Below are 14916 nucleotides of genomic sequence, written 5' to 3'. Positions count from 1 at the left end.
ATTATGGATTTATTAAAGCTGGATACACTTAATTCAGCTATTCACTTTGCTGCTAAAGCGCATCGAAATCAAGTACGAAAAGGAAATAAGTTACCGTATATTACACATTCTTATGCAGTGGGGATGCTTCTTAGTCAATCAGGCTGCGAAGAGGATATTATTATAGCGGGCATTTTGCACGATACGATAGAAGATACTTCCATCACGAAAAGTGATGTACAAAGAGAATTTGGTGAGCGTGTGACTTCTATTGTCGAGGGATGCACAGAAAATAAATCATTGATGTGGGAGGATAGAAAACAACAAACGCTTGATTTTTTAAGCACAGCCCCGATTGAAGTGTGTATGGTTACATGTGCGGACAAATTACATAACATCAGAGAGACCGTTACAGATTTTGAGCAAGTTGGTGAAAACATTTGGAACCAATTTAACAGAGGAAAAGAGAAGCAGAAATGGTATTATGAAAGCCTTGTGAATGTATTAGAAAACCGATTAATGGCATTTCCTTTGTACCCTTTACTCATAGAAGAAGTGGCGAAACTTTTTAACAAGAAATAATACGGTATAAGCTTTAGGATAATCTTGGTCTTTAGATGTTAACGATAAAGGCAACATGAGATTCATTTATTTATGCTCTTATGTAAGAATAGTAAATTGAAAATGTGCCTAAATTCTTTGTAGAAAAATACGGTTTTCTCCAACATTATCTTTTCCAATAGACGAATAACAATTTCGAGTTGGGTTCCGGATTAACCCCCTTGATTTTGGACACATACTCTATTTATCTAGCATAATCCATACTTTATCTCTTCTTTTGTCTTCGGGGAGGATCACCGTGTTGTCAAGGACCACTTACGCTATCGCGTTGGTCGGCCTTGACAAGCCTCTCCAAATAGGTGGATTTAATAAAGCCGACATTCTTTTCACCATTGTCTTACAACTAGGACATGAGCTCTGGATAATACTCTGCATTTTTTTCAATTTCATACCAATTTTTATCTTCAACTCTAGATATCCATGGACATACAATCCCTGCACCAGCAGCTTTGGCATTTCCTTGTTGCTCTAATAATAAGACTTCGATTTTCTTATTAGCCAAACGGTAGACTGCACTCGCTCCAACAATTCCACTGCCAATCACCATGACTTTCATGAGCACAATCCCCTATAGATTTCTTAGTCATTTCTTAGGGATCCTAATTTTGATTTATCCTGTTCCTCTTTTTCTACCAGAGTCCCTTTGCTGTCTTGGCGATAAAGCACCCACTCGTTTACAAGTTCAAATGTCCTTTTCACAGTAATGTTGCTGACATCAAAATTGTGTTGACAGTTCTTTACTCAGATTCCCATTCTCCAGGTTCTGTCATTTTTCTAAAATATTTTCTGAATATTATTATTGTTTTTAAAGGAGTTTATACACGTTAAAAACAAATAATGCTCAGGTTTAAAAAAACGATATAGTTATGCTCTCCCACCTCTATGTTCGGTAGGTATTAAAATCCACTTTCTCCCTCCCCTGTTTAATTTGATGGATTTAACAAAATCATTCATGAAGGTGTAAGGTAAGCACAAAAATCAAAAAGTGTGTTAGACAACCTTTAAAGTCTAATAATTTATTTGATCCTAGCACATAACTTAGCTATCTTGTATTTCTATCTATCCTTATACACAGATATAAAATGACTATAAATAAATAAATTCAATTCATTTCAAACTATTTAATTGCTTTTATACTTAAAAAACTTATTGATTCTCACCTTTGTTTATCCCCTACTTTTTACGATTCCTTTTATTATATAACTCATCCTCAACTTCAATATCATTTATTGGATCACACTAAACTGGCATGTTATTTGCATTAATAAATAGTAAAGGAGGTGAGTGAGTGAGACATTTTATATTTGCAACCCACGGTCATTTATCTGAGGCTATGATGTATTCTGTGGAAATGATACTTGGAAAAAAAGATAATTTGGATTATATCACAATGGAACCTGAGACAAGTATACAAGATATCAAAAAATCTTTTGTTAAGATTATTGAAAAAAAACCTCTAAAAACCGATTGTATTGTCTTAACAGATATTTTGGGAGGAAGTATTACTAATGTAATGGCCGAATTTATTACCCAAAAAGGTGTATATTTAGTGACCGGGATAAACCTTCCAATGGTCATTGAACTAATGAGTGGAAGTGAATGGATAAGTACAGAAGAGCTTATAGAAAATAGCGTTGCTCAAGGGAAAAATGGGATCGTTTATATTAATCATGCATTAAAAAATCAGTAAAAGGAGGTAATTTTCATTGATTAAACTAGTAAGAATTGATGATCGTTTATTACATGGCCAAGTAGCCTTTGCTTGGTCGAGCCACTACAGTATCAATATTATTGTTGTAGCAAATGATAATGCAGCAGAGGATGTTACCAAACAAATGGCTTTGAAAATGGCTAAACCAACAGGTGCAAAACTGTATATAAAATCTGTCAAGGAAACGATTGATATTCTTCCAAAACTTTTAGATCCCAAATTTAATGCGTTAATAGTTGTAGAATCAGCAGTAGATGCTGCAGAGCTGGTGCTAGCTAGTGATGCTATTACTAGTGTAAATGTAGGAGGTATACGAATGGCAGAGGGCAAAAGAATGATTTCTCGAGCTGTTGCTGTAAATGAAAAAGATATTCAATTTTTACAAAAGATAGAAAATAAAGGTATCGAAGTTGAAATTCGTCAGGTGCCTAATGATAAAAAACAAATATTTAAAGATTTAGTGTAAAAAAGACTTTTAGCGAACAAGGGGGATTTTATGTTATTAGAAGCTATACTAATAGGCCTGATAGGAGCTATTGGAATTTTAGATGGGCGAATTTTTGGTCAGACAATGATAGAAAGACCATTAGTGCTTGGCCCTGTCGTTGGACTAATTTTAGGGGATTTGCAAACCGGAATTATCGTAGGGGCAACTCTTGAATTAGTGTGGATGGGAATCGTTGGGATTGGTTCGGCAACACCACCTGATGTTACAACAGGCGGCGTTTTGGGTACGGCTTTTGCAATAATGACAGATAGTGGACCAGAAGTAGCTTTAGCTTTAGCTGTTCCTATTGCCATTTTAGCTCAATCTCTTGGAATCCTTGTTCGAACGGTAAACACTTTTTTTATCCACCGAGCAGATACGTATGCGAAACAAGGAGACACTGGAAAAATTACATTAATGCATTGGCTTGGGGTATCACTGTTTTTCCTAAATGGTTTTATACCAAACTTTTTAGGAATTATGGTAGGTTCTGAAACTGTAGAACGGTTTGTAAACAGTATACCCGTATTTATTACCGGAGGTCTTGAAGTGGCCGCAGCTATGTTCCCTGCACTAGGTTTTGCTTTACTCCTTCAAATGACGTTTTCTATGAAACTGTCACCTTATTTCTTTCTAGGTTTTGTGCTGGCAGTGTATTTTGGGGTTGATATCACTGCGATAGCAATAATTGGTGCGATTGTAGCAGTTATCCTCTATCAAATCGATCAGTCTAAAGATGATGAAGGGGAGGTCGCTTTGTAATGGATTCTCAAAAAAAACAGAAACAACAGATTACAAAAAAGGATCTACGAAAAGTATTCTGGAGATCTTTTACATTGCAGGGATCATTTACGTATGAACGAATGCAAGCACTAGGCTACCTTTATTCCCTTATTCCCATATTAATGAAGATTTATCCCAAAAAAAGAGACAGAGCCGAAGCTTATCAAAGGCATCTCGCATTTTTTAATACGACTCCTGCAATTTCAAGTTTTATTATGGGCATTTCAGGAGCGATGGAACAGCGAAACGCAAAGGATAGGGAGAATTTTGATCCGTCGAGCATAAATTCAATAAAAGTGGCTTTAATGGGACCTTTTGCAGGAATTGGCGATTCTTTTTTCTGGGGTACATTCCGAGTAGTTTCGGCAGGTATTGGAATTTCTCTCGCAAATCAAGGGAATATCTTAGGCCCAATTCTATTTTTACTCTTATTTAACATTCCTCATTTTTTAGCTCGTTACCATGGGACTTTTATTGGTTTTAATAAAGGAACAGATTTATTAAATACTATGCAGGAGAAAGGCCAATTTGAACGATTATCATTTAGTGCTTCCGTTTTAGGGCTTATTGTAATAGGAGCAATGACAGGAACATTAATAGATTTAACAACACCACTTGAATTTAACATGGAAGGAGCAGAAGTAAGCATTCAAGAAACATTAGACGAAATATTGCCTAAACTCCTACCGCTTAGTTTAACATTATTTATGCTTTATTTGCTGAAACGTAACGTGAAAGTAAACTATATCATGCTAAGTATTATTGTTGTTGGTGTTTTGACATCTGCATTAGGAATTTTTTAAAGAGGTGAAGACAAAATGGCAGTAAATTTAATGCATCAATATATATTAGAAGAAAAAGATATTTTAAAAAATATTATTTTAAATAGAAAGAATGTTTCGAAAAATGGTGTTGACATTTTAAGAGATCCACAAGTAGAACAAATTTATATTATTGGTTCGGGTACATCGTATCATGCTGCTATTGCGGCAAAAGAAGTATTAGGATTTACTACTGGAAAACAAATTCTTACTATGTATCCAACACATTTTGTGTTAGAGAATATCCCGTCTCCTAAAAGTACTGTGGTGATTGGAATATCTCAGGGAGGAAAAAGCTTATCAACTATCAATGGCTTGAAAAAGGCTCAAAAATTAGGAATAAAAACAATAGGAATGACGGAATATGAAAACAGCGATCTTGCCCGATTAGCAGATCAGTATATACCTATATCAGTTGGTTCAAGAGAAAATGCTGGTGCGAAAACAAAAGGATATGTTGCTACTGTTTTAACACTTATGGTATTAGGGACAGAAACTGGTCAACACCGGAAGATCATTGATAACCGTACCTACCAACAACTTATCGATAGAATTGAAGCTAGTGTTGAGAATATTAATCGTATTATCACTTCTTCAGAAAGATGGTTTGGTGATATTGGAAATGATTTTTTAGAAGCAAAAGAAATCATGGTAGTTGGCTACGGCACTAATTATGCAACAGCTATGGAAGGGGCTTTGAAATTATTAGAGACAGTTCGTTGTCCCGTTATCGGCTATGAAATGGAAGAGTATATGCACGGCGTTTATAATTGTATTAACGCTGACAGCTATCTGATATTTCTTGCTGCTAACCATAAAGATAAAGAACGAATATTGCAACTGCGGAACTTTTTAGGTAATATAACTAATCATTGTTATGTGATTGGTAAGAATAGCACATTTAATCATTCAAAAAGAGATTTAGCATTGTCGATTGAGGATGACCCATTTTTCAGTGTATTTGAATATATTGTACCATTACAAGTTCTTGCTTCGTTACTTTCTAACAAAAAAGGCGTAGATCCAGCTGTCCCAAAATTTCCTGATTTCCATCAAAAAATGAAAAGTAAAGTATAAACGGTTTTTGCCGTATACCTGCCTCTTGGCAGGTATGCGGAATTGTTTATTGTTTATATGGAGTTGATACAAGTGAACAAAGAACATTTAAAAAATGTATTAATAAAAAACTCGATTGTCAATGCTAATAAGAATTTTCCACAAGGGACATCAGCAGCTTATCTTGTAGACCATTTTCAACTTGACCGTAGTGCAGCAAGCCGTCTTTTGAATGAATTTGTTCATAAAGGAGAAGCTATCAAGATTAATTCCCGGCCAGTTCTATTTTACGATAAAAAGACACTAGAAAGTGTTTTCGATATAAAATGCAGCCACTCGACTTTTAAAAATGAGGAAGAGTTTCATCATTATTTCTTACCAGAGCAGAAAATGAAAGACCCTTTTAAAAAGTTTATTGGCTCTTCAAGTAACATCATAAATATAGTAGAACAATGTAAAACAGCTATTAGTTATCCTCCTAATGGACTTCCAATACTTCTAACTGGAGATTCGGGTGTGGGAAAAAGCTATTTGGCCCAGCTTATTTACGAATATGCATTAAATAAAAAATTAATTCCCGATAAAGCTAAGTTCGTTACTTTTAACTGTGCAGAATATGCGGATAATCCTGAATTAATCACCTCCAAGTTATTCGGATATGAAAAAGGAGCTTTTACTGGAGCTGATACGAATAAAACTGGAGTTATTGAAGAAGCAGATGAAGGAATATTATTTCTGGATGAAGCTCATAGACTTTCAGCAGAAAGTCAAGAAAAGCTTTTTTTATTAATGGATAAAGGTGTGTTAAACCCACTAGGAAATAACCAAATTGAAAGAAACGTTAATGTACGAATTATTTTAGCTACGACTGAAGCTCCAAAAAACGCTTTTTTACCTACCTTTTTTAGACGAATACCTGTCGTTATACATTTACCATCATTTGACCAACGCTCTTTGAGTGAAAAGATATCAATGATCGTGAAATTCTATAAAGATGAAAGCGAGAAATTAAAAAAACAAATCAAGGTGCAAAAAAATGTTATTAACACATTAGTTAACTATAACCCTCCCGGTAATACAGGAGAATTAAAGAATATTATTATGTACTCTTGCGCCAGATCATTTCAGGATGATGAAGAAACTAATAAAAACCCGTATATATCGGTAAGAATTAAACACCTTCCAGAGTCACTTATTAATGAATATATAGAACAGCAGAATATGACAAGGTATCAATATCAAGGCGTGATTTCCGATAATGTCTGGATTGATCCAAGCTACTCTAAAAATACAATAGAAAGCTTTTTATCAGAAGCAGAAAACTGTTTAAATAATTTAAAAGCACTTTTGGAAAATAGGATGAAAGATAAAGATAAGCTTAAAATGCCCCTATTATTAGAAGAAGTAGAAAATCATCTAGAAGCTCTATTAGAATTATCCTTAACAAACGATTCCAAGCAACGTCTGACTATTATTGAAAAATTATTATCTGGAGTAATGGAAATTTCCGACTATATATTATACCCTAATAAAACAGTCACTAAGTTAGCCCGTTATCTTTTGTATTCAACAGAATATATAATGAATGTCAATATAGACAATAAATTATTTTATAATTTATTTGAAGAAATCTATGAATTATTCCCTAGAGAAATCAATCAAACCCTTCTACTGGCAGAAGAATTAGAAAATGCCCTTGGTATAGAAATGAATATTTTTGATCAATGTATTACAGCTTTATATTTACGAAGCTTAGAAACTGCAAAAGATAATAATAAAATGAAAGCAGTTATTGTATGTCATGGGGAAAAAACTGCAAGCAGTATAGCAGGTGTCGCTAATCGCCTGTTAAACAGGCACATCTTCCAGGGCTTTGATATGCCAACGGAAGTATCTATGCTGGATATCACAAAAAAAATCAATCAATTTTTAAAAAGCGTTGATACAAGTAAAGGTGTCATTGTCTTTGTTGACATGGGGTCACTCACACAATTATCTGAACGTATGGAAAATGTATCCATGGGGCCGATCGGACTTGTTAATAATATCACGACATCTATGGCCATTGAAGCCGGAGAATATATTGTGCAGGAAAAGCCTTTAAAAGAAATTGTAGAAAAAATAACAGTAAACCAAGTACCAACTTATCAGTATATAAAGTCTTCTGACAAGAAAATGAACGTGATTGTAACGACCTGCGATACTGGAGTTGGAACAGCAGTAAAGTTTAGAGAGTTATTGGAAAAAGGATTTGAAAACTGCGAAAATATTAAAATTTTAGCCCATGATTTTTTAAGTCTAAAACAAAAGGGGTTAAGTGCAGAGCAATTTCAACAATACAACGTGTTGGGCATCGTTGGTACAGTAAATCCAGAGGTACATGGTATTCCATTTGTGGCAATTGAAGATATTATCACTGGGGAAAACCAATATAAGTGGTACCAAATATTAGACCCCATACTCCCCAAAGAAACCATTTCACATTTGAATAAGAATATATTAAAATTATTTTCCATTCAAAGTGTTATTGATCATTTAACAATTCTTAACCCGGACAAAATCATTCATCATGTAGACGAAACCATTACAGTGCTTCAGGAAGAGTTAGATATGACGTTAACGAACTCATCCAAAATCAGTCTATACGTTCACTTAAGTTGCCTAATCGAAAGATTAGTAAAGAAACAGCCTATTGAAACGTATCACGATATGGAAGCGTTAGAGTTAAAACACCAATACTTTATTCATAAAATCAATGACGTTTTCAAAAACATCGAACTTACTTATGGAGTTACTGTTCCTACAAGTGAGATTGGTTATATTTATGATATTATCAAAAACACTAACTTAAATTTTCAATATTAAATTTATTGGTAAATTTTATTTTGGCTGCCTTGTTTTGCTTGGCAGCTTTTTATGTTGATTTTAGCTCGTTGTGGCTTTCAACCATTACGCTACAACATCTTATATTACCATAAAATTATATTTAAATATTTTGATAGCAGAGACACTCCTTATTGTACAGGTAGCAGTGTAAATGACACTACCTAAGTCTCAACTGAAATGTTTAAGACACGATAGTATAAAGTTTTTACAGATTAATTAAGTACTCGGGAATATAGCTTTTGTTGTTTCAAAATTAGAAACAACAAACCTTTTGAGTATTGTTTAAAAGACGTTATTCGGTTAAAGCATAGCACGCACTATAAAGATAAAGTGCAAATAAAAACATCCACTCAATAATTCGGGAAGGGTGGATGTAATATATTCTCAGGATAAATAGTATTTTCTTGCGTGCTATTTAATATTTTTAAGTGCTTTATTTCGTACGAAGTCAAGGTGACGATACATGCTAGTATAAGCTTCTATAGGATCTCTTTTCTTTAATGCATGGTAGATGTCAACATGATAGTTCACTGTTTTTTCTAATTCTCTATCTTCCAAAGGAATTTGATCTAACACTTTATCATGAAAGTTTTGTAGTGGATCCATTATCCCTTCAAACAGAGGGTTTCGAGCACTATGAGCGATAATTTTATGAAATTGCTTATCCACTTTTGAAGAGTCATCAGTTGGCAAGGATTTCATTTCTTCAATTGTTTCCCATAGTTTTTCAAGTTCTTGTTCCGTGATTTTCTCTGCTGCTAATGTCACTAAACCAAGTTCCAAGGCTATTCTTATCTCAATTATAGACCGCACATCACCAGCAGACAAAGCTAACATCATTGCAAAAGGCTGACTGCCTACTTTATCAGAAAAAAAAGTACCGTTACGGGTTCCACGGTTCACAATTCCTAAAACTTCTAAGGAAGTTAGAGCTTCACGAATGACCGGCCTGCTTACATTACATATCTCCATAAGTTCTAATTCTGTTGGGATTTTATCCCCAGGTTTAAGCTTTTCTGTAACAAGAAGATTTATAATTTCATCTATTACTTGTTTTGAAAGGGATTTTCGACTAAGAGATTTCATATCCATCATCATCTCTTTGTTAGTCATATCCTTTCCTCCTAACATTCGAATTTTCTATTTGCTTTGTTTCAGTTCTTATACGTTTTAAGCCATTTTTATTACATCACATGCCAAGTTTGTTCTCAACCGTTTAACAAGGTAAGCTGAACCCCCTAAAAAGGTATGTGGTTCATATATATAACACACTTCTCTATAATGACATCGATAATTAAACAAAGAGGAGTAAACTGGTAACTCGTCTTCAGTTCCCCCCTCTTATAAGTATATACCATCCGTATACTCTAAATGTCACAGTTACCTTAATTCTTGTCCTTACTGCATTAATTCTAGTTTTATTATATCATTAGGCTGTTCAACTTGTCGTAAATTGTATCAAATAAAAGCGTTATTACTGTTTTTATGTTACAGGAGCTGGATTAAATAAACTGAGATCATTGTGAATACCCCAATGATCCGCCCACGTTTCTTTATGGCCGCTGGCTACATCTATGATATAATCAAATATTTCCCAGCCTACTTCTTCAATAGCAGCCTCACCTGTGGCAATGGTGCCTGCATTTACATCAATTAAGTCATGCCATTGCTGGGTTAATGCATTCCTAGTTGCGACTTTAACCACAGGAGCCATAGACAAACCATAAGGAGTACCTCGTCCAGTCGTAAATACTTGTAGATGCATACCTGACGCTAATTGCAGTGTTCCGCAAACAAAATCACTAGCTGGTGTTGCAGCGAAATTCAACCCTTTTTTCGTCGCTCTCTCTCCTGGGGATAATACATCCACAATTGGACTGCTTCCGGATTTAGCAATGGATCCAAGAGATTTTTCCACAACATTTGTAAGGCCGCCTACCTTATTTCCAGGGGACGGGTTAGCACTTCTATCTGCTTCTCCTTTTTGTAAATAATGATCGTACCATCTCATCTCCTCTATTAAGGCTTTTCCAACATCCTCATTTACAGCTCTTGGCGTTAACAGGTGGATGGCATCCCGGACTTCGGTCACTTCAGAAAATAAAACGGTGGCACCTGCACGCACCAAAAGATCTGCAGCATACCCCAATGCTGGATTTGCTGTTACTCCTGAAAATGCGTCACTTCCTCCGCACTGCATTCCGATAACTAAATCTGAAACTGGACATGTGACACGGTTACGCTTATTTAATCTGGCAAGTCTTTCATCTGCCATTTCCATAATAGAGTCAATCATATTTGTAAAGCCAATTTGATCCTGCAAGGATACAATATCTTCCGTACTTCCATCGGGGGTTAATCTGGTCGGAACAAGCTTTTCACATCCTAATCCAACTACCAGGACTTCCCCGCCGAAATTGGGATGCACCGCCATATTTTGAACGGTCCGAATAGGAATTTCAGCTTCCGGTGCATTTATAGCCACCCCGCATCCGTAATTATGATTTAAAGGAACAACATCATCAACGTTGGGATATTTCGGAAGAATTTCTTCTTTTATTCGCTTTACAGCATAATCTAATACACCGGCAACGCATTGAACACTAGTGGTAATTCCTAATACATTTTTGGTTCCGACTGTGCCATCTTCATTACGATAGCCTTCAAAAGTATAACCTTCAAGCGCTTCAGCTTGCTCCGGCACTTTATTAGCGATAGGCAGGTCATCTAATTTTGGCGGAGTGTTCATAACCACTAAAGATTCTTTCACCCAGCTGCCTTTTTTGATTGTACTATGAGCAAATCCAATCACTTCACCGTAGCGTACAATAGGTTCATCTTTTTCCAGATGTATTAAAGCTACTTTATGTCCTTCCGGGACATATTCGGTTAATGTAAGGCCGCACGAAAAAAGTGTTCCTTCCGACAACCCGCCAGCGTTAGCAATAATAGCGACATTGTCTTTGTCATTTAGTTTAATATACCGTGGGTTGTTTGTATTATCAGACACCGGATCACTCTCCTTTTGTCATTGTTTGTACTTACCTGCAACAACTATCAAACGACTAATGAGGCAGCCTTAACAGCTGCCGCCATCAATTATGATTAATGCAAGAACCTTGTTATCTTACGAGACATGGACGCTTGTTGTCGAATGTCCAATTCGAAATAAGATATTGCATTGCGATGGAGTCATCTCTTGCTCCAAGCCCCTCTTTCTTATAAACCATATGAGCAGCTTCGATTTGCTCCATATCCACTTCCACACCAAGACCAGGTTTTTCTGGCACTTTAATTTTACCGCCTTCAATTTTTAATGGTTCTTTGGTTAAACGCTGGCCGTCCTGCCAAATCCAATGAGTATCGATAGCCGTAATGTCTCCAGGTGCCGCAGCAGCTACGTGTGTAAACATTGCAAGCGAAATGTCAAAGTGATTATTGGAATGAGAGCCCCATGTTAGTCCCCAATCATTACACATTTGGGCAACACGAACGGAACCTTCCATCGTCCAAAAGTGGGGGTCAGCCAGTGGTATATCTACAGCCTGCAGCTGCACGGCATGTCCCATTTGGCGCCAGTCGGTCGCAATCATGTTCGTTGCTGTTGGAAGGCCGGTTGCTTTTCTAAATTCATTCATTACTTCACGAGCAGAAAAACCATTTTCCGCGCCGCATGGGTCTTCTGCATATGCCAACACATTGTGTTGACCTTTACAAAGTTTAATTGCTTCATCTAACGACCAAGCACCGTTTGGATCTAAGGTGATGCGTGCTTCAGGAAACCTTTCAGACAACGCATTCACCGCTTCGATTTCTTCTTCTCCGCGAAGTACTCCGCCTTTAAGCTTGAAATCACGGAATCCGTAACGGTCATATGCCGCTTCAGCCAGTCGAACGACAGCTTCAGGAGTCAATGCTTCCTCATGACGCAGACGGAACCAGTCATTATCTGGATTTGGATCACTTACATACGGCAAATCCGTTTTGTTACGATCACCGATATAGAACAAATAACCAAGTGTTTCCACTTCTGTTCTCTCTTGACCGTCACCAAGCAGTGCAGCAACAGGAACATTCAAATATTTTCCGAGCAGATCGAGCAATGCAGCCTCCAATGCAGTTACTGCATGAATCGTAATTCGTAAATCAAAAGTCTGGGATCCGCGCCCTGAAGAGTCACGGTTTGCAAACGTTTCTCTTACCTTTTTTAGAATGTTTTTATAGTTACCGATTGATTCGCCAGCCAACAATGCTTTTGCATCTTCTAATGTTTTGCGTATGCCTTCCCCGCCGGGAACCTCACCAACCCCAACGTTTCCGCTGTTATCCTTTAAAATAACAACATTTCTTGTGAAAAACGGGCCATGAGCACCGCTTAAATTAAGAAGCATACTGTCACTTCCAGCGACTGTATAAACAGAAAGATCAACTAGTTTCGGTGTTTCATTCTTTGTTTTCATATGAGATTGCATAACTAATCTCTCCTACTTTGTATTTTCTATTATTTGGAAACATGGTTTACGAGGCGTTTTGTTCAGCCGCCTTTTTCGTTCTGCGACTGTCGATTATGGCATAAGTTACAGATCCGATAATCAAGATCCACAATACTAAGGCAATAGGTCCTTTTGTAAAAAAGATCGTTAAGTCTCCACTGCTTCCTTTTAGGCTATCAACGAAATATTTTTCTGCTTCCGTTCCTAATATAAAACCAATTAAGAAAGAAGGAATCTGGACACCAATTTTAGGGAAAATGTAACCTAATAAACCAAATAATAAAAGGGTCCAAACATCAAACATCACACCGTTGTTAATAGCATAGGAACCAACCACACAAGCTACAACGATAATCGGAAAAATGAGGTACTTGGGAATGAAAACGATTTTTGCAAAATATTTGATGGAGAAAAACATCAAAATAAACATAACAATATTTGCAATAACTAGAGAGAAAACAATCCCGCTCCATAGATCTTGGTTGGACGTAATAAATAGTGGTCCAATTTCAATTCCCTGTAATAAAAATGCTCCTATCAAAATAGCTGTGGTACTATCTCCAGGTATGCCTAAAGAAAGCAGCGGAATCAAAGCACCACCAATTAAACCATTGTTCGCAGACTCACTAGATACCAGTCCTTCCGGTTCTCCTGTTCCAAGCTTCTCAGGGTTTTTGGAGAAGTTTTTGGTTTGAGAATAAGCCGTGATAGAAGCCGCACTTCCACCTACACCCGGCAGCATCCCTACAAAGGTTCCGATAATAGAAGAGCGTATAACATTTATTTTTTGATTTTTAAAAAGTTTAAAACTAAATTGAGTGTTCTTATTTCCTTTTTGAAGGTCAATTTTCTGATGAGAAGCTGCTTTCATCCCTTCTTCAGACTCTTGTAAGATTTGCCCGATCGCAAATAAACCAATCAACACGGGCAAAAGAGAAAAACCGTAGACCAATTGATCTTCTAAGCCTGGGGGTACAAGCCGCATTTCATTGTTATCGGTAAATGTACCAATGAGACTGATAAACATACCGAGAAGACCGCTGAAAATTCCACCGAGTAAGCTTCCTTTTGATATAGAAGCAATAACCGTTAAGGCAAAAACAATAATTAAGAACTTTTCCACCGAAGAGAAATCAATGGCCACAGACGCTAGTACCGGTGCAAAAAAATATAAAATAGTTAAACTAAAAAATCCACCTATAATAGAAGCCGTGATCCCTACTTTTAACGCTTTTTCCCCTTCTCCTTTTTTGGTCATTGGGTATCCGTCAAAGGTTGTACATAAAGAGGAAGGAGTACCTGGAATATTTAATAAAACAGCGGGTACTAAACCGCCGCTAATTCCACCGACGTACAAACCAATTAATAAACCAATGGAGTCAATCATGTCCAGGGCATATGTAAGGGGCAAAAAGATAGCAATGGCCATCGTAGCGGTCATCCCGGGGATGGCACCCATCACGATTCCTATAAAAACACCTAAAAAACATAGTAAAACAGACAACGGGGTTAGTATTTCAAAGATTGACATTGGCGTCCCCCCTTTATGGCAAAGTTATATCAAACAACTGTCCAAATACATACCAAACAATGATCGTAGTAGCCAGTGAGTTTGATATCGAAATCATTATAGTTCTTTTTCTTATATTTCCGATATATAAGAGCGTGACTAAAAACATAAAGATCACACTAGCTGGTATAAAACCAATTATTTCAAGCGTTGAAGCATAGACAACTAATAATACTGCCGTTCCAAATAGTTTTACTTTATCAAAATTATCTACAAAAAACTTAAAGTTAAAGGTTGATAAGTTCCCATTTTTTACTCTTTTTATGATGTTCGTGATTAAAAGAACCATGCCTAAAATAAGAAGAATACTTATAATAATTCTCGGGAAAAGGAGATGATAATTGTTGTATGATAATTCAATAGTTAAGAGATCACTCACATCCCTCACCTTCCTCCTCTGAAAATAGAGGGACTGTCCCATAAGCAGTTCTCGACCAACACAACTGGGATATACTCGTTTTCCACAGACGCTATTAAGCTCCTCTTAAGAAAACTCGCTCACTGCAGGG

Annotated in this window: 13 protein-coding genes; 7 read left to right on the top strand and 6 right to left on the bottom strand. The window is 36.4% G+C overall.

The window, feature by feature from the left end; genetic code table 11:
* Positions 1 to 3 precede the first annotated feature (3 nt).
* A complete protein-coding gene (locus FZF09_RS00225) occupies positions 4 to 561 on the top strand; it encodes an HD domain-containing protein (RefSeq protein WP_158734567.1) in 558 nt (185 codons plus the stop codon).
* A 382-nt stretch (positions 562 to 943) separates the two neighbouring features.
* On the opposite strand, the gene FZF09_RS00220 is transcribed toward FZF09_RS00225, so the two are convergent.
* Positions 944 to 1156, bottom strand: coding sequence for an FAD-dependent oxidoreductase (locus tag FZF09_RS00220; protein ID WP_158734566.1), 213 nt, complete (start codon positions 1154 to 1156; stop codon positions 944 to 946).
* A 732-nt stretch (positions 1157 to 1888) separates the two neighbouring features.
* Between FZF09_RS00220 and FZF09_RS00215 the strand changes: the two genes are divergently transcribed.
* The 6 genes from FZF09_RS00215 (at position 1889) to FZF09_RS00190 (ending at position 8323) form a co-directional block, all read left to right on the top strand.
* A complete protein-coding gene (locus FZF09_RS00215) occupies positions 1889 to 2290 on the top strand; it encodes a PTS sugar transporter subunit IIA (RefSeq protein WP_158734565.1) in 402 nt (133 codons plus the stop codon).
* Between the two features lie 16 nt (positions 2291 to 2306).
* The gene (locus FZF09_RS00210; protein ID WP_158734564.1) at positions 2307 to 2777 is read left to right on the top strand and encodes a PTS sugar transporter subunit IIB; all 471 of its coding nucleotides are present in this window, start codon (positions 2307 to 2309) and stop codon (positions 2775 to 2777) included.
* Between the two features lie 30 nt (positions 2778 to 2807).
* Positions 2808 to 3560 carry a PTS mannose/fructose/sorbose/N-acetylgalactosamine transporter subunit IIC gene (locus FZF09_RS00205; protein WP_158734563.1) on the top strand — a complete coding sequence of 251 codons (753 nt, stop codon included), beginning with the start codon at positions 2808 to 2810 and terminating at the stop codon, positions 3558 to 3560.
* A complete protein-coding gene (locus tag FZF09_RS00200) occupies positions 3560 to 4384 on the top strand; it encodes a PTS system mannose/fructose/sorbose family transporter subunit IID (RefSeq protein WP_158734562.1) in 825 nt (274 codons plus the stop codon). The genes FZF09_RS00205 and FZF09_RS00200 overlap by 1 nt, the downstream gene beginning before the upstream one ends.
* A 15-nt stretch (positions 4385 to 4399) precedes the next feature.
* Positions 4400 to 5479, top strand: coding sequence for an SIS domain-containing protein (locus tag FZF09_RS00195; RefSeq protein ID WP_158734561.1), 1080 nt, complete (start codon positions 4400 to 4402; stop codon positions 5477 to 5479).
* A gap of 72 nt (positions 5480 to 5551) precedes the next feature.
* The gene (locus FZF09_RS00190) at positions 5552 to 8323 is read left to right on the top strand and encodes a sigma 54-interacting transcriptional regulator (protein WP_158734560.1); all 2772 of its coding nucleotides are present in this window, start codon (positions 5552 to 5554) and stop codon (positions 8321 to 8323) included.
* A gap of 432 nt (positions 8324 to 8755) precedes the next feature.
* Here FZF09_RS00190 and FZF09_RS00185 read toward each other — a convergent pair whose 3' ends face one another.
* The 5 genes from FZF09_RS00185 to FZF09_RS00165 all read right to left on the bottom strand — a co-directional run bounded on the left by FZF09_RS00185 (position 8756) and on the right by FZF09_RS00165 (position 14795).
* The gene (locus FZF09_RS00185; protein WP_158734559.1) at positions 8756 to 9457 is read right to left on the bottom strand and encodes a FadR/GntR family transcriptional regulator; all 702 of its coding nucleotides are present in this window, start codon (positions 9455 to 9457) and stop codon (positions 8756 to 8758) included.
* A gap of 370 nt (positions 9458 to 9827) precedes the next feature.
* Positions 9828 to 11354, bottom strand: a complete 1527-nt coding sequence (gene garD, locus FZF09_RS00180) for a galactarate dehydratase (RefSeq protein WP_158734558.1) — start codon at positions 11352 to 11354, stop codon at positions 9828 to 9830.
* Positions 11355 to 11466: 112 nt separating this feature from the next.
* Positions 11467 to 12816 carry a glucarate dehydratase gene (gudD, locus tag FZF09_RS00175; protein ID WP_158734557.1) on the bottom strand — a complete coding sequence of 450 codons (1350 nt, stop codon included), beginning with the start codon at positions 12814 to 12816 and terminating at the stop codon, positions 11467 to 11469.
* Positions 12817 to 12862: 46 nt separating this feature from the next.
* Positions 12863 to 14368: a tripartite tricarboxylate transporter permease gene (locus FZF09_RS00170; RefSeq protein ID WP_158734556.1), complete on the bottom strand. Its 1506-nt coding sequence runs from the start codon at positions 14366 to 14368 to the stop codon at positions 12863 to 12865.
* A 13-nt stretch (positions 14369 to 14381) separates the two neighbouring features.
* Entirely contained in the window at positions 14382 to 14795 is a 414-nt protein-coding gene (locus tag FZF09_RS00165) for a tripartite tricarboxylate transporter TctB family protein (RefSeq protein WP_158734555.1), read from the bottom strand.
* Positions 14796 to 14916 lie beyond the last annotated feature (121 nt).

Source organism: Alteribacillus sp. YIM 98480 (assembly GCF_009765375.1).
Taxonomy (GTDB): Bacteria; Bacillota; Bacilli; order Bacillales; family Marinococcaceae; genus Alteribacillus.
The sequence above is the reverse complement of the archived record's forward strand: the minus strand, read 5'-3'. Positions and strand labels throughout refer to the sequence as shown.